This window comes from Neobacillus terrae (assembly GCF_011393025.1).
Classification (GTDB): domain Bacteria; phylum Bacillota; class Bacilli; order Bacillales; family Cytobacillaceae; genus Neobacillus_A; species Neobacillus_A terrae.
Window position 1 is genome coordinate 14711 of record NZ_JAAOEO010000014.1, and the last position, 19213, is coordinate 33923.

The following is a 19213-nucleotide window of genomic DNA, read 5'->3' on the forward strand; positions in this document are numbered from 1 at the left end:
ATAACCTTAAAGAAGATTGGGAGGTTATTTTATGGTTAGGGAATTGTTTTTTTCATTTGCAGCATTCTTTTTCATGTCCATTTCAGCAATGACTGGATTATTTTCAAGTGAAGAGCAGGCGAAGGATCATACCCTATATAAAAACGCTGTGGACCTCACTGGGGATGGCAGAAAAGAGAATATACTGCTGCATGCAGACCCTTACCAGGGGAAAAATCCACTTTTAAAGAAAGTATTTATTGAAATACATTCATCGAATGAAAAATCATACAGAATAGATTTAGATAGTGGATTTAGGCCAAATTTAAGTTTCAAGGACTTGAATGGAGATGGAATAAAAGACATTTTTACAGCGGTAGAGACGGGAGGGATAATTCAAAACCATCTATATACCTTGAAAGACTTTAAATTAGAGGAACTGCAGTTGCCTGTGCCATTGGAAATGGACGGGAACTTCACAAATGGATATAAGGCAGAATTAACATTAAGCGCAAATGGAAAAACCTTTTTATTTGATCTCAGTAGCAGAAATAAAGAATATGAAAAACTCGGGCTTTACGTTAATGGGAAATTAAATGAACCAACTGAACTAAAAATAAATGGATTTCATTCATTAGACCCCTTTTCTTTTCGAGATGGCTCCTGGGGGCTTCGGGGAATACAGCTGATTGATGGTATTGCCCCGGCCGACAGCATTGGGATTGTAAAAACACTCTGGAAGCATAAGGAGGGAGCATGGACACTGAGTCGGGTATCCGTTCTGGAAAAAGGAAGATAGTAAGAACTCCGCAGCTAGGCCACTGTCACGACTTTTTCTTTTTTTCATATATTGTGAGTAAGCATTTAACAACCTAAAGAGGGGGGATGCTTGCCATGAGTTTATTTGATCCTTCAAAGCTATCAGTAAAATTTTTGGCTCCTGCTACACCTTTTCGGCCAATTGACGGCCGAAAATATACACTCACTCATTCCGATCAAACTGGAGAGTTATTTTTAAGTATAGGGAATGAATATGATAATCCGTCAATAAACAAGTATTTCCGCGATGAGGTTATAGCAGAATGGCAGCCGCAGATGGGGGAATTTACACTTTACGGAAAAGTATATGTTGATAGTGGGGAATTTGATGAAAATTACTCCAGTATCCGGTATATGATTTTTAAAAAGGAACTGCACTTAGCGTTATCAGCTATCATATATGGGGATCAGATCCTATTTTCTTATTTCCCATGGCTGCTGGATGCACCGATTTACATTGAATTTGAATCAACATACCCGGCATACAGGCAGCTATTGTATTATGGTACACCAAGACATTATTTAACAGAAGCAATTCAGACAACGACCATCTAAGCACAGGGCCAACGCCTGTGCTGTTTCTTTTTTGTTAATATTATGATTGCAGGAAAAACAGGTAATAATATAATAATAATGTTATGTAAACTAAAACAAAAAAAATAACAGCAAGAGCATAACTATCTAAAAAAAGCCTAATTAATAATATTAAATACAAAATTTAAAACTAAGACTAAATAGTTCATTAGGGAAGTAATAAATAATTACAAATAAACGTCAGTCAGCTACGATAATGAACTTAACCAACTAAGACCAAGTTGAAAACTAAGATTAAGATATCAGAATGTAAATAATATAGTAGTAAGATATTAGAATTTATTAAAGTATTTTAGCAGCCATAGCTTGAAATTTATATGGTACAAGCTCAAATTCATTTCATCGAAACCATCCAGAACATTTATACGTAATATCGAAAAGAAAATTTAAAGTTACAAAGAAATCATTCAGACTGTATGATATGAATTTTTTTGTTTTGTCTCAGTATCTTAAGTATACTTAGTGTTTGAGACTATAAAACAGCCTTTTTATCTAGGTTCCGAGAATATATATTATGTAAACTGTAAACAAATTATCGTTGGATAAGCATTCTTCCCTGTAAGTTCCGATAATAACTCATATCGTGAACTTCGTTCCCACACTTAGTTGCTGGTCTGCCCTTATCTGGTGGTCTGCCTATAGCCCTGCTTTAGATCAGCATCTTACTTGACGGACTTTTGATAAACTTTATGAATAATAGTCTTTTTAAAAACTTCAAGTGCCAGTTCATTCTGAAGTTGTTCCGGAAATAACTCCGGTAACAAGAGATAAAGTTCTTTAGAAGAAATCGTTCGTCCATACTCTTTCTCAATCCATAGAAGGAGTTCGAAACTCTCCTCCAAGATAGTCAGGGCTGTGTTGAGTTCATGGTATATTCCGTCTACATTAAAAATGGATGAAGGCTGCCTGGAGTCATGTTTAGGAAATCGACTCAGTCCGATGGAAATGGCCATATCTGATACTCCTATATCCTGATAGAATTTTTCTAGAGAATTCCGGAAGACAGGTAAGGTGATATTCCTATCCCAATTGAGAGCATGCTGTAGAATCCTTCCCATCCGATTAAATATGCGTGGATCAAACTCCATTCCCTTTTGTTTGGAAAAGAGATTGTCATTGGGGTTCAATTGATTTACCTTTATATATTCTTCGATTCTTCTTAGGAATCGAGGAGGAAGAGGAAGATATCCAGATTTATTTTGATTTAGATCTGCTTCTCTTCTGCTATTCGTTTCGGCAGATAGATTCTCTATCCTCTTGTAGCACATATCATCACTCGCTCCATTTCCCACCATGGAAAGACGGCCAGCGGCTAATCCGCTAAAAGTCATTATGCGTGATCCTGTAAACAGTGCAAAGGTGACAGGAATATCTAAATGGGATAGATTTTCGTCTAATCTTATTACTCGATAGATTTGATAAATCTCTGGGAAGCTTAGAGTTTTATGGGAAACACTTTCCTTTGTTACAAAAGATTTCATTGCTTCAAAAGGATTTGATTGAATGACTCCTAATTCTTCCAATGATGAGAAAAAAGAAAATAAGATATGTATTCGATGAATGACTGTCTTGTTAGTTTCCTTCTTTATTAAGGCAGAAACCCAGGACTGGCCTAAATTTGGGGTTACGTTTATTACTACAGGCTGTATGTTAGAGTTTTCCATAAAGCCTGAAAACATTAAAATGCTCCTGCCTTAGGTAGCAACTGTAGATTTTGACCAATGGGTATATTCATCCTTTAGGACATCCAACGCTTCAACCAGTGTAGATCTTACATTAATACCTTCTTGTATGTTTTTTGAATGGGACTTCTGCTCTTGAAGAATTTGGTTACAGGTTGATTTGTTTCTTTTTTTCATGGATTAGTCTCCTCTTTCTTATAAATATTTTTCGATTTCTAAGTAGCTGCTGTGAAAAGGGTTTTCTTTCATTAGGGTTATTTTAGTTACACACTCGAAAAGTGACATCATTAAAATGTTCATGAAAATGATTTCTGAAAGATTGCTTTTCCTCCTAATTTCAAAATCCAACCAAGCTAGACAGACTGTGGGAGTTATGTTTGTTATGATTGCTTCCATTCCAAGTCCATTCAAATATTTTTCGAAACGTTTAATGGCCCAGTTAAAACTATTTATTTCATCCGCCTTACATTGAACAAATTCTATTTTGTGTAGTAAAAGGGCTTGAAACGTTGAAAATTCATTTAGCTCGCTTTTGACTTCGAGTATCATCTCGGACCTTCTTTCCAATACTTTTTCTTTGAATAAATATCACCTTAACTGTGTTAAACACATTCCAATGGAGAGAAAGTACCCTATGGGGGTATAAAACAAAAAGAACCTGTCCTATAAAGGACAGGTTCTACCTCGCTCGCTTTGGTCAAAGGATATTCAATTTAAGAGTTATTATTTAAAGATTTCTAACCCGTGTTTTTATCTAGATGAAACTGATATTTATATCCTAAAGAAATTTCTATAATCTTTCAAGTAATAATTATTAAAAAATGTGACAACTTTGTTACATTTCTAATTATATTGTCCATCCGACCTTTTTCGATTGAACCTTCGTATAACGAATATTAGTCAAGTTAATTCAGCTAAGAAGGTTAGGTTTATTGTTTATTGGCAAGTATAAGTGAGTAGTCAAACTTTGCATGTCTCATTTTTCTGTGGAAAATGGACATTGCATATCATATCCCTTTCCATAAAGAAGGTCCGCTTTATTCCCTTAGTATCCTGGCCATCTGCTACTTCTTGGAATTAGCAGATCGACTCCTATGATTAGAGTTGAGAAGTTTGTATAGTAACCTTTATATTTTGTTAAAAAGTTTAAAAAGCTTTCTGGAATTTGAGTTTCGACCTTTTCGCTGGGAAACTTTAGACTCTTTTATTCTTCCAAGATGTAAGTTTTTGTACTAACCCGTTTTCAATCATTACAGTAACTCTGTCCTGATTTCTATTGGAACTTGTCATAATTTAATTCCTATTTTAATCTGTTTAAGAGGATGATTTATATTTCCTCATTCGTCGGTTAAACTTTTCACACTCAGTTCATCTTCTATTTTGAATACACGAATGCTTTCTTTATCTTTTGCAGTTATTGATATTTCTTCTATTAATTCTCGTACTTGCTTTAAAGATTGACAATAGTATACTTCTTCTGATTTAAAGACTTAAACGATAACTATGTACAAAATCTTTCCTCCTACTAAAAATTGTGTACAGTGATAAATTAATAGTTTGTACTGATATTATATGGTAACTCACCTTTACCTATAGTTGAGAGAATCAAAAAAACCTCCCTCCCTTAAAGCGTAAGAAGAACATGCGACGCCATATTTATTGATATTCTTAAAAGTGGTCGATGGGTTTTAAGTATGCGAAACTCACCATTATTCTTTAACAGAGGTTAGTTATTTCTCTTTTTCTACAATTAACTTTTCAAAATCTTTTTAGGAAACGGGTTGCCTTTATAACTAGAAAAACAGCGCTTAGATATTTATCTACGCGCTGTTCCTTTCCTTTAAGTCTTACTCTTTTACTCAAGAGAAAAGCTTCCATAGATTTTTTGATAAATGCCATTTTATTTCGTATCTATAGATTGATATGAACTATGAAAAAATGACACGTCCATTTCTTCATACTTGGTTAAGTATTTTTTTAGTAAAATCTTAATATTAAAACGTTCCAAATAAATCACAAAATAACTAGTGGTATAAATCGTTAGCGAACAAGTAAATGAGCACGGAAATCCTTTGCTTTATCCATAAACTCTTTAACTCTTTTAACATCGACATGGTTTTCAAATTTGCCATCATATTTAAACGTTGTTCCAATAACGGCTCCGTCGGCAATTGTTAGTTGCTCCTCTAAATTATGCAATCTTACTCCAGTATTTGCAAATACAACTGTCTCCGGAACGACACTCTTAACACGTTTCAGCAAGTCGACATCCGTTTGCGCACCGGCAGTCAGTCCAGATACACATAAAGCGTCTGGTTTATTATTAAATACCGTTGACCTTGCAATACTTTCAATATCTCTTTCAGCTAAGTACTTTGCTGCTTCTGGCACAATATTGAACAAAAGCTTAACATTTTCTGCCCCAATCCTGTACTGATGACGTATAGTTTCCCCTACATTTGTATCCCATGTGCCAAAATCACTTGCATATACCCCTGTAAAAATTTCTCTTACAAATTTAGCTCCAGTTGCAGCAGCTAAATCTAAAGATTTTTTTGCATCCCATAAAACATTCACACCAAATGGAACTTTTATTTCTTTTAACAATTCACCAATAATTCGTGCCATAGCTGCCACTGTTTCCGTCTTTACATTAGTAAGGTACGGTAAACTAAATTCATTTGAAAACATAACAGCATCTACTCCGCCATCTTGTAAAGCATGCAAATCCTTCCTGGCCATTTCTACTACATATTCCAAACCTTTATCTTTATCAAAATGCGGATCTCCAGGTAATGGTAATAGATGACACATCGCTATTATTGCCTTTTCTGTTCCAATTATCTCTTTTAACCAGGTCATTTTTTTCACCCTTTATTTTTAAATTTATGAGCGTGACTAAATTATTTTTGAATTTTTGAAAATAATTCCGTTACTTTGGCATGTAGAATGGGGTTTGCAACGATAATATTGTTATTTGGTCCTTCTAAAGTTCTTCCTTTCATGTCGGTCACTTTAGCACCCGCTTCACTACATATTAGGGAAGCTGCAGTCAAATCCCATCTTTCTAGCCCTTGTTCCCAAAAGATATCTATTCTCCCTTTTGCAACCTGACACAAATCAATAGCAGCTGCACCCAGTGAACGTACTGTCAACACCTGGGGAGTTATGATAGACCACTCCGTTAAATTGTTTGTTAAGGGGTCATCAAAAGAATAAGGAAAACCCGAAGCTGCAACCGAACGATTTAAGTTTTCGGTGTTTGAAACGCTGATTCTTTCTCCATTACACCAGGCGCCTTTTCCTTTCATGGCTGTATACATCTCTTCCATCAAAGGATTATATACTACACTGCAAACCACTTTATTGCTATCATCAACAAGTGCTATAGAAATGCACCAATGTTTTATTCCCCTTATATAATTAACAGTCCCGTCAAGTGGATCTATGTACCAACGCCGATTATTTTTCACGCTCTTTTCTTCCACTGGGTTCGACTCTTCCGATATTATGATATCGTCCGGAAAAGCATTAACTATTGTTTTAATAAGAATATTTTCTGATGCCTTGTCAGCTGATGTAACAGGATTAATTTCCCCTTTCCATTCTTTCTTTAGTGGCTTTGACCAATTCTTGAGAAGTGTGCCTGAGTTTTGAGCAGCCTCAATTGCTATGCTTAACTCTTTATCGTACTTTCCATATATTTTTGGTATACCTTCAGTTGTTTTTGTCATTCTTTAACAGCTCCTCCTCCCATTCCTTTAATAAGGCGCTTTTGAATAAAGAAAGAAAGAATAATAGTTGGAATCGCAGATACTAAAATAGCCACTGACATCTCCCCTAATTGAACACCTCGAAATGTATCAAAGCTTGAGATAGCCACCGGCAGTGTTTGAGTATCCTCCCCTCCAAGAATAAGAGCATAAAAAAGGTCATTCCATGATAATACAAATCCGAAAATACTTGCGGCTCCAATACCAGGGAGAACTTGAGGCAATACTATTTTTCTAAAAGCCTCAAATCTTCCACACCCATCAATCAATGCCTGCTCTTCAAGTGATTTAGGAACGGAGTCAAAAAATCCAATTAAAAACCAGGTGACAATTGGCAATACAAAGGTTAAATGGGCAATGGTAACCGGAATCAATGTACCATTGATCTGGAAAAAGTATGATACTAAAAAAATTGGAACTACCAATACTGCAGAAGGAACAATTTCGGAAATTAGAATAGTAAAACGAGCAGTATTTCCACCTGTTTTAAATTGACTAATTGAGTAGGCGGCTGGTAAACCCACCAACAATGAAACCGCTACGGTAATAAAACCAACTATTAAACTATTAACAAAATTAATGGGGATATTTCCCGTTAGAACATTTATCCAATTATCAGGAACAGGCGAAAATACGATACTGGTAGGTTGACTTAACTCTGCAGGTGTCTTAAATGAAGATAATATTACCCATAGAAAAGGGGTTAGAATGAATATCAATACTATAAATAAGAATAAAATTCTAATTGTTTTATGAAGATTAGTCTCTTTTTGGTAAGCCCTCATCTGGCTTTTTCCCCCTTCATTTGACCCCTAAGCATGGCAATAATCACTATCATGATAATGATGACAACTGTCCAAGCGACGGCCGAGGCTTCTGAAAGACGATAATACCCGAATCCGAGTTTATATATATGGTACTGCAATGTCTCTGTTGCATTTCCAGGCCCCCCTCGTGTAATGGCATAAACGTACTCAAAGACTTTTAATCCATCGAGGGCTCTTATTAAAACAGCTACAATTATTATTGGCTGCATTAATGGTAAGGTAATATTCCAAAAGGTCTTCCACTTACTTGCTCCGTCTACATAAGCGGCTTCAAATGGTTCTTCTGGCAGGCTCTCCAATCCCGCGAGAAGCATTAAAACCATAAAGGGAGTCCATTGCCATACATCAATAAAAGCCAGGGTTATCAGAGCGGTATGTGTACCAAAAAAGTTAATGGATATTCCAAGTGATTGTAATAACGCTGGTATGAAACCCAATTGTTGACTTAATAAGAATTTGAACATTAACCCCACGGCAATAGGTGTAATAAACATAGGGGCCAGTATGATTGACCGTGTAACATCCGTCATTCTGATTTGTCTCTTTAAAGAAAGTGCAATTAACATACCGAAAAATAATTCGAAGCTAACGGCTACGATTACAAAAATAATTGTATTTCGAAAGACGGTCCAATAAAGTGAGTCGACAAAGATTTTCTTATATTGGTCTAAAAAAACAAAGTGATCTTGATTAGGATTAACAATAGAAAAATTTTTAAAAGAAATCCACAACGAATAGGCAAGTGGATAGGCAAGAATTACAAACATGAGGATTAGTAAAGGCATTACCATTCGCCATTTGTAAGAAAATAGGAAGAAAGATCTCCTTCTTCCTAAATCGTTTTTCTTAATCATTTCTTTAATGTCTCCTTTGCCTTAGCAGCAGCATCTTTAATAGCTTGATCTACACTTTTTTGTCCATTAACCGCTGCATTCAATTCCGTTCCTATAACTTGAATTGTTTCTTCGGCATTTGGTCCTTCAGCAAGTGGCTCAGCATCCTCCAAAATGTTCTTAAGAGTTTTATAGTAACTTTCTCCATATCCCTTTTCCCAAACCTTAGGATTATCCATTGCACTATTTCTTACAGGAGCTCCACCTAAAATTACTCTATTAACCTCCTGTTTACTTGAAGTAATCCAGTTAATAAATTTCCAGACCTCATCTTTATGAGTAGTTTTGGCTGGTATTGACCAATACCATGCTCCCAATGCAGCTTTACCGCCCGGTACCTCAGCAAGATCAAATTTCCCTGCTAAATCGCCCGCTGGACCTGTTTTGTTATTTAGAGTAGGCAACATCCAGTTATAATTAAGAGTCATAGCACTTTGACCACTTGAAACAGATCTCATCGCCTCATCAAATGCCCAGTTTGAGCTGTTAGGCGGGGCAGAACTTTTATAGGTTTCAATGTATTTGCTGAGTGCTTCCCTGGCTTCAGGGGAATCCAGCTTAATATTTCCTTGATTATCTTGTATTTCTCCTCCTGCGGCAAATAACCAGTTAGACCATTCCTCTAATATCTTATAGCCTTTTTGTGGTTGGGAAGCAATTCCATAATGATTATCCTTAGTAAGTTTCTTTGCAGCTGCCTGTAATTCATCCAATGTTTTTGGAACCGCAATATTATTTTGTTCGAATTCATCCTTGCGATATATTACACCAGTGGCATAGTTATAGAATGGGATGCCATATACTTTTCCTTTTACAGTTGCAATTTTCCTGAGTGGTGCAGAGAAATCTTCGAAATCATAATTCTTAGCGTTTTTAATTCTCTTATCTAGTGGTTCAAGATAACCAGCGGATGCAAAGTCATACATCCACGGATTGTCTACTACAATAATGTCATAAGATGACTTAGGTGCTAAAAATGAAGAGACTAGTTTATCTCTAATTTGATCGTAAGATAGCATTTCAATATCGATTTTAATATTAGGATTTTCCTTGTTAAAATCCTTGGTCATTTTTTTTACAATATCGGAATCAGGAACTTGTTCCATCAGTAACTTTAATACTACCTTACCATCAGTCCCCTGTGTTTTAGCAGTACTGCACCCTGCTAAAAGAACCAACATTAGAACAAAATAAAATAATTTCTTTATCATTTCATCCACCCCTTTTGCTTACCTGTAATTGTTTATCAATCCATATAGGCCCCACCATTTACGGCTATAGCTTCACCAGTAATAAAGTCTGAATCCGGACCGGCTAAAAACGAAACTACCTTTGCCACATCTTTAGGTGATTCTAACCGTCCAAGAGGTGTTACAGCAATCATTCCCTGTTTTACCTCTTCATCAGATTGGTTTTTTAACCTCCCTTCCCATTCAAGCTCCCTTTCCTGCATTGGAGTTGAAACAAATCCTGGACAAACGGAATTTACTGTAATTTTATATTTACCTAATTCATGGGCCATCGATTGTGTTAAACCAACCACCGCAAACTTTGACGCCACATAATGACTTAAAAATGGGACATTCCCTTGTTTTCCAGCCATAGAAGCGGTATTTATAATTTTCCCTCCTTCATTTTGAGAAATAAATCTCTGGGCAGCGACCTGACCGCATAGAAAGGCTCCCTTTGCATTGATGTTCATGTTAAAATCCCAATCTTTTTCACTTAAATCTACAAAATGATTCATAGAGGATACACCGGCATTTGATACCCAAACCTTTAAGTTTCCAGCTTGGTTTACAAGCTGCTCCAATGCACTAATAATAGATTCCTTATCAGTGACATCTAAATAAACACCTCTCGCATCTCCTTGATTCTCCCTAATTTCAGTGACTACTTTATTGATGGCCTGCTCATCAACATCCGTTACGCCAACTAAAAAACCGTCCTTAGCTAACCGTAATGCAATTGCTTTACCGATCCCGCTACCTGCCCCAGTTACCACAGCTAATCCTTTTGATTCAGTCATGCGTTTCCCTCCTCTGGTACAATAAAATCCGCTAAGATATGTTGCTCTTTTATTAGTTTTGGATAGATTGAACGGTATACATCATATAAAACTTTATATTTCTCTATATTTTCTTCCCTTGGTTCTATTTTTTCTTCAATTTTTATAAATTTATCAATCTCCGACCAAGATTTAATTTCACCAACTCCCATTCCTGCAATAAAGGCTGCTCCTAAAGATGAACCTGGATGCTCAATTATTGACTCAAGAGTTAAACCAGTGATATCAGATATAATTTGTCTCCAAAATCTTGATTTTGACCCCCCATTTGTAATTCTCACTCTATTTATTCTAGTACCAAGTTCTCGAAATACCTCAAGATGATGTTTAAAACCAAATCCGATGCCCTCCAAGATAGATCGATAGATATGTGCTCTTGTGTGGCTTAAATTCAGGCCTATAAACATCCCTCTTGCTTTGGTATCGTTAATAGGTGTTTTTTCTCCTAGAAAATATGGCAATGTAATTAAACCATCAGATCCGATTGCCGTTTCTTCGGCTTCTTGGTCAAGAATTTCTAATGGGATACCATTAGCCAATTGTTTCTGAAACCAGCGAATTAAACTTCCGCTTGAGGCCATACATCCGTTGGGCAAAAAGTAACCAGGGACTAGGTGATAGTCTAGATATAATCTGGAATCAGAGATGGGGATTGATGAGGACAAAAGAATATCGCCTGCTCCCCCTAATTTGATTAATAAATCTCCATCCTCAATTAATCCGGCAGAGAAGGCGCTAGCCACATGGTCTGCAGCTCCTGCAACAACAGGCGTACCATCTTTTAAACAAGTACCATGATTACCTTGAACGGTACCCACTAATTGGTGGGAGGAGTAAACCTCACCTAACCATTCTGTTTTAATACCTGCCTTTTCTAGTATGTAATTGTCCCATTGTTGAGTTTGATAGTTGTAGAGTCCACTTTCTAAAGCCCAATTAGCTTCTAAAGTTTCTTTTTGATTTCCGGTTAATCGACGTGTGATGTAATCATAGGAGCCGCAAATCGATACAGTTTCATCTAAAACTGCTGGTTCGTGTTTTTTTAACCACATAATCTTAGGTGCAATCGACTGCTGTGTTATTTCGGAGCCTGTTTTTTGAAATATGTTATATTCTGAGGTTTTGTTTGCTAATTCTATAATTTCCTTTGAAGCTCTTGCGTCATTCTGTTGAATTGAATATCTGATTGGTTCTCCATTTTTATCAAGGCATATTAGGGTTGGCACCATACCGCTAACACCTACTGCTGAGATTTGCTCTGGACTTACGTTGGAATTACGTAAAAGAATGGGCAATAATTCTTTTACGTTATCCCACCATTCTCGCGGATCCTCTTCCGACCACCCAGGTCTTAGGGTATATAGAGTTACTGGTCTTGAAACACTATTTACAATAGTCCCTTCTTTATGAACCAAAACTAATTTTGTCGCTGTAGTCCCAATATCAATTCCAATTAGATATTTTTCCATAGAATCCCCACTTTTATAAAATAATCGAATTAAGTTAAAACAACTGTCAGTTCAGTTTTCTTTAATCGATTAATTTTTTCCATATTTAATGGTTTGTTGGTTATTAATGTATCAATCTCGTTAATTGAGGCAATCTTAACAAAGGCTTTTTTTTCCAATTTACTTTCATCGGCTACTACAATGGTTCTTTGCGATGATTTCATTGCTTTTCTTTTAACTTTTACATCTTCAATATTAAAATCGGTAAAACCACTTTCAGCATCCACACCGCCAACGCCCATTATAAAAGTATCAGGATAAAAGTGATCAAACACATCTTCCACTAACTCACCTACCATGGACCTCTCGCCTTTTCGTACCATTCCTCCTAATACTATAAGATTGATATTGGGACGATCTGCTAAAACCCAAGCCACTCTTAGGCTTGAAGTTAAAATAGTAAGGTTATTTCTTTCCTTTAATTCTTCAGCAACAGCTAATGCTGTTGTACCAGTATCAATAAATACTGTCTCCCCATCCCTTATCATGCTTGCTGCCTTTTTACTTATTGAATTTTTCTCTTCAAACTCCTTTTCATATCTCATTTCAAAAGGCATTTCATAGGAGCCTTGATTAATTTTAATTGCTCCACCCCTAATTCTTTTGATTACTCCTTTCTGGGACAAGATATCTAGATCTCTTCTTAGAGTCATTTCTGAAACATTAAAACGTTCACTAAGTTCGGCAATCAACACTTTATCTGTTTGATTTAACAATTCTAATATCTCTTTTTGTCTGTTTTTAACATATTTCATGTTAAAACAATAACTTTTTTTGTTAAATTCGTCAATAAAATATTTAAAATTTTCAGAGTATATTTTGCGATTAGTTTACTAAATGGTGAAAATCATTATAAACAACTCTATTTTTTGAAAAAGACACAAAGTTTTATTAACAATGAAAAAGGAGCTCCCGAAGGAACTCCTGACATTAATAACAACATTCCACGACATGCCCTTTCACTTGCAGTTCAACAATTTCAATCGATAAATGGTGTAAATTTTTTCCCGTTTCTTTATAATGGCGACGATGAAATTGTTCTACCAAATCACTTCGCCATTTCTCATGAAAACGATCCAACTGGAGATAAAAAAATTCATTCCGATCCTTATACCTGCATAAGAGCCCCTTTTCTATGTTCCAGCTAGATTCGCAATAATGACCCAAGCCCTTAGGCTTTTCATGACTTAATAACTTAATGATTAAATCTGAATAATAGTTCATTAACAGTTGCTCACTAATCGAATGTACCTCTGATTTAATTTGTCGAAGCATGATATGCTGCTCATGCTTCGATCTCTCCGGTACGTAAAGAATGTTAACTCCCCCTCTCTGAAAAATATATATGTTATTTAAACAACTCTGCTATGTTCCCCCTACTTCAGCTCTGTGGACTCCCTCTTGCCTTTAAGTTCACCATCTGCTTATGCTTAGGAAATTCCTTAACAAAATAGTCCAAATAATAAAAAACAAAGAAGAACATACCGATTGGCACAATTAGAAATATATACCCCATTGTAAGCCTTAAGTAAGTTTGGCTTAGATCCTGTTTCTAACAAATACTGGACATCATTAAACCCTACATACATAAGAAACTAGCCAAAGAAAACCAATAATAGAGTTTAATATTGCAGTAGGCTTCTTTAAACGTGTTCCAAGCCTATGACTACTAAATCAACAAATATGTGATTTCCTTCCTTGCCATTTTTACAAAGAGTTAAGAAATTCGCCCAAATAAACGTAAACAAGACTACTTCTTCCAATATGGAAAAGGACTTGGAGAAAACATGTCTGCTTATTGCTTAAACCATACCAGGTGCATGAGAAAATAAATAAAATAACGGCAATAGTGTAATAATGTGTTCCTCAATAAAGTTTATGATCTTCACTTTTTTAGTCCTCCTTCTTATAAAGGACCCTCTTCGATTTACATTAAAAGTGATGTAAGCCTATTCATCCCTAACTAATGTAAATGAATACGCTTAACTCCTATTATTCCTTGATAGCTCATTAAATTCTTTTAAAGCATCCGAGTATCGTTTCTCGAATCTTTAAATACTCCTTCTGTTACCTTTTTTCAATCCTCCCATTACTTTCTGGAACATAATTGACGTTTACCCAGTAATTTGTATCTTTTTGATATATTCTTTATCAGACGCCATAGATTCCTTCTATTTAGTGACAGTCATTTCATAAATTGTCTGTTGAATTAATATTTAAATAACTTTAGGAAGTTGCTTTTTCCAAGGCAATGGATATCCGCCACAACAAGTCAGTATTTTGTTAAAGAACCGACAACAATGCCACATCAATGTTGGTTCCGATTGTTACAGCAACAATAGGATACTAAGAAAATAGATATTTCCTTGGATTTCCCCTTTCAATATAGAAAATGATTAGGTCCTATGCATCTAGTTTTAGAAAGATCGTCAAGCCCCCTATAATAAAAATAGTTGCTCCACAAATCATCCACATAACTTCAAAATTACCGGACATATCGATAATCCAACCTGATATTGGAGTTCCAAAAATGGCCCCTGCATAAACTGTTGCTAATCCTACCCCACTTGCTAACCCAATTTGTTCCTTCTTTACCACCTCGGATATCATTAAGACAAACATCCCGTTCCATCCTTGGGTGGTAATTCCTAAAGTAAGAGATAAGAAACCAATAAAGACTTCTGGTAATTCGTTTGATAATGTTCCAAGGAATATCACCAATACTCCTGAGAACATACCAATCAATGCAATTATGACTCCCCTATTTCGATTGAAATACCGATCACTTATGACTCCCCATACAGCCCTGCCCAAAGCCCCTCCAATTTGTAATAAAGCTAAACAAAATAATGAAAAGGACAGGGAGTAATGAATCGATTCATGTAAGTAAAGAACTAGGTAGGTCATCACACTTAGCTGCACCCAGATAAAAAAAGTAATAATGGCGATAATCTTTAATAATTTTTTGTTTTTTAAGATGTCTTTAATATTATTAAAAACCTTGGTATGCCTACGATAATCCTCCTTTTGGTCTAACACTTTAAAATGGAAAATACAGACAAGGACCAACAAAACAGCAATACTTAAAAGGCTAACTCTCCATCCCCATTGATTGGCAATGAGAGGTAAGAGTAAGCTGCCTATCGAACTTCCTAAAGAAACCCCCATTTGCTTTAAACCCATTGCTGTTCCTCGGTTATGTAAATCGAAGTTTTCCATTATACTTTTATTCGTTCCAGGAGTAATCCCTCCATAACCCATCCCCAACAAAAACAGCAGCACTAAAATAAATATGAAACTATTCGATAACGAAAAAGAAAATATGACAAAAACGAGTAATAAACAGAAAGAAAATAACGATTTTCTTGCGCCAAATTGATCGGTAATCAAGCCAGAAGGTATTGCAATTATAGAAGAACCAAGGAATACCGCCGAAGTCATCCAGCCGATTTCCGTATTGTTTAGTGAAAATTCTTCCACCATTAGAGAGATTAGCGGGACATACCCGTAATATGCCAGTGCAGTAGCCATTTGGATGGTTAATAACCATAGAAGGTACTTATTTAAAATGACAAATGAAGGCGTACTTTTTACGTTTTCCAATTTCATTTTTAGCTTTTCACCTACCTTATGTAAATTACTTGCAATAAGTATGCCAAGTATTTTTGTTGTTTTAACAATATAGAAAATTAAAAAAATCCTTCCCTTGATACTCTCCTCTTTCGTTCTTAAATAAATTCTTTTAAACCTATTTTGAAATAGCAGTAGAATTGTTGTAATGGATCTCATTATTTCATATAAAAGGAAAAAACAATTTTTATTACAACATTTTGTTTCAAAAGGTGTTTCAAAGTACCAAGAACCGAAACATCTATTTGTTCGTGACCAATCCAGCTTTCCTAAAAATTAAAAATCCCCTCACCTATCAGATGGGGGATCCTTCCACTTACTTATAAATTAAACCATCATATTTAAAAGTTCATATCAATATTGTATTCTTTTATTTTCCGCCAAAGTGTTGTCCTGGACATGCCAAGTTTAACAGCTGTCTGATTCTTATTCCCCCTCGTTTCGAGAAGGATATTTATAATTTTGAATTTTTCGAGTTCAGGTAGCGGCATGGTATCTTGGACATCTATCTCATTACTATTAAGGAGACTACTAGCAATTTGATTTTTCTGTTCGAAGAATTCACTTAATATATCAGTAAACAATTTAATTAAGTCATACGTTGTGTTAGAGACGGATTTTAGTGCACAAAATCGCTGAGCGAAATTTTCCATTTCCCTGACGTTCCCTGGCCAGTTATACAATAATAGACTATCCTTCATTATATTAATTAAATAGCTGGCTTGGGGTGAGTCCATTCCATATTTAACAAGTAGGTGATTAAGTATCAACGGTATATCTTCCTTACGCTCTCTAACAGATGGTACATTTATTTGAAGTACATTGATCCTATAATATAAATCCTCTCTAAATACTTTTTCCCTAATCAAATCGACTAGTGGTTTATTGGTTGCAGTAATTACTCTAACATCCAGTGGAATGATAGTTTTCCCGCCTAACCTGATGACTTCTTTTTCCTGCAATACCCTGAGAAGCTTCGTTTGAATATCCAATGGAATTTCCCCTATTTCATCAAGGAAGATAGTACCATTTTGAGCCATTTCAAAAAAACCCGGTTTACCGCCTTTTTTTGCACCGGTAAAAGCCCCCTCCTCGTAGCCAAATAATTCGCTTTCTAGTATATTTTGAGGAATTGCAGAACAATTAACAGGAAGAAATGGTTGTGACTTTCTATTGCTGTACTGATGAACGCTATGAGCGATTAACTCTTTGCCTGTTCCTGATTCACCAAAAATCAATAATGGAGCATTCGTTTGGGCGTACTGTTTTGTTTTAATAATGACCTTATTCATGATTTGAGAGGAGTGAATAATATTCGTAAATTCATACTTCGAGTTAAGAGTATCTTCCTTTCTATTTTCCGTTGTTACACGAACCCTTGCCCCCTCTACAGCCACAATATATGATTTGCTGCTTGCTCCATTCGTAATCGGTTCAATTACAATTTGTTCTGATTTATATTGTACTGTCATCGATTCTTTTAATTGATCATTTATTTCAATATTAATAAGGTTGGTAAACTTCTCTCCGATGATGTCGTACTTACTGCTTTTCTTTACATATTTAAAACCAAGTACATTTGTATCTATTATCCGCTGCTGCCTGTCTAATAAAAAAATAGGATTGCCAGCATATTGAAGAATAATATCTTTTATTTTTCCGTAGTTTACCATTTTACTTTTAGTGGTGGCTAACTGATAAGCTTTAATAATTTCTAATTTTAAAAAGTCCTTTGAATAAATCAGCACATTTTTTATCCCTTTACTATCTGCTATTTCACAGACAGAGCTTGTCCCAATCACTACAGTAAATCCCTTTTTATAATAATCATCCATAAGTTGTTCCGCTTCATTTAAGTTGGAAAATGTAAACCTTTTCAATTCAATGTCTAATAAATCCTCATATTGCTCCAATTGATAATCTTCTTCTGGAAAATACATTAATAAGATTTTTCTTCCATACTTTTTAGCCTGAGCCAGCCCCTTTACCAAATCGGCCTCTGTGAATTGTAATGGATAAAAAGGTACAAGATAGGTTAACTCATAATAATCTTTATTGATCATTTCAAGATGGGCACCACTTGTAATGACTAAATCAAATTCGGAAAACATCTCATGATCAATTTTATGTAACTCTCCAAAATTCACCTCAAGTACTTCTAAACTTAAAGGTAAGTTTAATAGTTCCATTACTTCGTAGTATAAATGAGAAAAAATCTTATGTGTGATGGCTAGTATTCTGGTCGGCAATTTAGTTCATCTCCTCTTTAGGCATACATTCAAACTTTTCAACTAGGATTATTTGCTACTGACATAATAACATAATATTCAAAATTGTCGGAATAAAAATGTTTCAACTTAAGTTAAAGTTGTTTCATTTTGTGTTAAATAATAAAACAATCCTTGTTTAATTTTTAATCTTTTAATCTTAAATATCTTAGATTTACCCCCTTTTGGCTATTTATTTTCCGTTAATTTTGTCATGGCACGCTTTTTGCATTACCTTTTACTGATAACCTATGAAAGAGAGGTGACAAGGTTGTATAAATGTAAGTTTGCAGGTCTCCAAGTTGGTTCTTACCCCGGAAGCTATGAGAGAAACTGGACCATTCTTGCTCAAAAAACGGAAGAACTTATTCTAAGAGAAAGGCCCTATCTAATTTCCTATTCAGAGTTAATGACGGCACCCTATTTTGGCACAATCCAGGATGACAAATTTTTCTCGTACGCTGAGACGATGAACGGCCCCACTGTAATAAAAACAACAGAAATGGCTGTTGCCTATGACGTTCATATTTTAGGTACATTTTTTGAAAAAGCAGAGGAAAATGGACAGAACAATTACTATAATACCGCTTTTATTTGTTCACCAACGAAGGGCCTTATCGGCAAATACAGAAAAGTTCATCTGCCAAAGCTACAAAGTCCAAGTCTTTCAACTGATGAAAAATATTACTTCGAACAATTTGGGGGCGGCGGAAAGGAGTTTCCTGTCTTTACTCTTGATAACGGATTGAAAGTGGGGATCTTAATCTGCTTTGACAGGTCTTTTCCTGAAGGATGGAAAGCGCTTACAGTTCAGGGTGTAGATGTAGTAATTGTTCCTACGGCTACATTTGGATTTAGAAAGGATTTGTACGTAAAAGAATTGCAAATACGAGCGATGGAGAACAATGTATTTGTTTTAGGAGTCAATAAAGCCGGTATTGAGCAAATTCAAGGAGAACCATCAGCAAGACACCATTTTGGAAATAGCTGTTTAATTGATCCATTTGGTGAAGTTATTTCTCAGTTAGAAGACGAAGAATGGTCCTACCTAGTAGGGGAAATTGACCTTTCTCTAGCGGCAAGCAGCAAAGGGAGAATTAATTGGAATCAGGAAAGAAAACCAGAAATTTATCAAAAATATCTTAAAAACTACTTAAAGATATAAGGAGGGTT

General features: G+C 35.5%; 16 protein-coding genes. 3 read left to right on the forward strand and 13 right to left on the reverse strand.

The features are described from left to right. Nucleotides 1–31: 31 nt before the first annotated feature. Entirely contained in the window at nucleotides 32–778 is a 747-nt protein-coding gene (locus tag G8761_RS17965) for a hypothetical protein (protein WP_166029179.1), read from the forward strand. Nucleotides 779–873: 95 nt separating this feature from the next. Continuing rightward, entirely contained in the window at nucleotides 874–1353 is a 480-nt protein-coding gene (locus G8761_RS17970; protein ID WP_166029181.1) for a staygreen family protein, read from the forward strand. Between the two features lie 701 nt (nucleotides 1354–2054). Here G8761_RS17970 and G8761_RS17975 read toward each other — a convergent pair. The 13 genes from G8761_RS17975 to G8761_RS18035 all read right to left on the reverse strand — a co-directional run bounded on the left by G8761_RS17975 (nucleotide 2055) and on the right by G8761_RS18035 (nucleotide 18022). Next, nucleotides 2055–3071: a hypothetical protein gene (locus tag G8761_RS17975; RefSeq protein ID WP_166029184.1), complete on the reverse strand. Its 1017-nt coding sequence runs from the start codon at nucleotides 3069–3071 to the stop codon at nucleotides 2055–2057. 15 nt (nucleotides 3072–3086) lie between these two features. Further along, a complete protein-coding gene (locus tag G8761_RS17980) occupies nucleotides 3087–3251 on the reverse strand; it encodes a hypothetical protein (protein ID WP_166029186.1) in 165 nt (54 codons plus the stop codon). A gap of 18 nt (nucleotides 3252–3269) precedes the next feature. Continuing rightward, nucleotides 3270–3623 carry a hypothetical protein gene (locus G8761_RS17985; RefSeq protein WP_166029188.1) on the reverse strand — a complete coding sequence of 118 codons (354 nt, stop codon included), beginning with the start codon at nucleotides 3621–3623 and terminating at the stop codon, nucleotides 3270–3272. A gap of 1491 nt (nucleotides 3624–5114) precedes the next feature. Then, nucleotides 5115–5936 (reverse strand): BtpA family protein, encoded by an 822-nt coding sequence (locus tag G8761_RS17990; protein ID WP_166029190.1) that lies wholly within the window; start codon nucleotides 5934–5936, stop codon nucleotides 5115–5117. Between the two features lie 41 nt (nucleotides 5937–5977). Next, entirely contained in the window at nucleotides 5978–6808 is an 831-nt protein-coding gene (locus tag G8761_RS17995) for an inositol monophosphatase family protein (protein ID WP_166029192.1), read from the reverse strand. Continuing rightward, on the reverse strand, nucleotides 6805–7632 hold the full coding sequence (locus tag G8761_RS18000; RefSeq protein ID WP_166029194.1) for a carbohydrate ABC transporter permease: 828 nt from the start codon (nucleotides 7630–7632) through the stop codon (nucleotides 6805–6807). The genes G8761_RS17995 and G8761_RS18000 overlap by 4 nt, the downstream gene beginning before the upstream one ends. Next, nucleotides 7629–8528, reverse strand: a complete 900-nt coding sequence (locus G8761_RS18005) for a carbohydrate ABC transporter permease (protein WP_166029195.1) — start codon at nucleotides 8526–8528, stop codon at nucleotides 7629–7631. Before G8761_RS18005 ends, G8761_RS18000 begins: the two co-directional genes overlap by 4 nt. After that, a complete protein-coding gene (locus G8761_RS18010; RefSeq protein ID WP_243450078.1) occupies nucleotides 8525–9778 on the reverse strand; it encodes an ABC transporter substrate-binding protein in 1254 nt (417 codons plus the stop codon). The genes G8761_RS18005 and G8761_RS18010 overlap by 4 nt, the downstream gene beginning before the upstream one ends. A gap of 35 nt (nucleotides 9779–9813) precedes the next feature. Beyond that, nucleotides 9814–10596 carry an SDR family NAD(P)-dependent oxidoreductase gene (locus G8761_RS18015; RefSeq protein ID WP_166029197.1) on the reverse strand — a complete coding sequence of 261 codons (783 nt, stop codon included), beginning with the start codon at nucleotides 10594–10596 and terminating at the stop codon, nucleotides 9814–9816. Continuing rightward, nucleotides 10593–12104 carry an FGGY-family carbohydrate kinase gene (locus tag G8761_RS18020; protein WP_166029199.1) on the reverse strand — a complete coding sequence of 504 codons (1512 nt, stop codon included), beginning with the start codon at nucleotides 12102–12104 and terminating at the stop codon, nucleotides 10593–10595. Before G8761_RS18020 ends, G8761_RS18015 begins: the two co-directional genes overlap by 4 nt. Before the next feature lie 29 nt (nucleotides 12105–12133). Next, nucleotides 12134–12898 carry a DeoR/GlpR family DNA-binding transcription regulator gene (locus G8761_RS18025; protein ID WP_275940717.1) on the reverse strand — a complete coding sequence of 255 codons (765 nt, stop codon included), beginning with the start codon at nucleotides 12896–12898 and terminating at the stop codon, nucleotides 12134–12136. Between the two features lie 1648 nt (nucleotides 12899–14546). After that, nucleotides 14547–15752: an MFS transporter gene (locus tag G8761_RS18030; protein WP_166029202.1), complete on the reverse strand. Its 1206-nt coding sequence runs from the start codon at nucleotides 15750–15752 to the stop codon at nucleotides 14547–14549. Between the two features lie 362 nt (nucleotides 15753–16114). Next, nucleotides 16115–18022, reverse strand: coding sequence for a sigma 54-interacting transcriptional regulator (locus G8761_RS18035; protein ID WP_166029204.1), 1908 nt, complete (start codon nucleotides 18020–18022; stop codon nucleotides 16115–16117). A gap of 289 nt (nucleotides 18023–18311) precedes the next feature. Between G8761_RS18035 and G8761_RS18040 the strand changes: the two genes are divergently transcribed. After that, nucleotides 18312–19205 carry a carbon-nitrogen hydrolase family protein gene (locus G8761_RS18040; protein ID WP_166029206.1) on the forward strand — a complete coding sequence of 298 codons (894 nt, stop codon included), beginning with the start codon at nucleotides 18312–18314 and terminating at the stop codon, nucleotides 19203–19205. Nucleotides 19206–19213 lie beyond the last annotated feature (8 nt).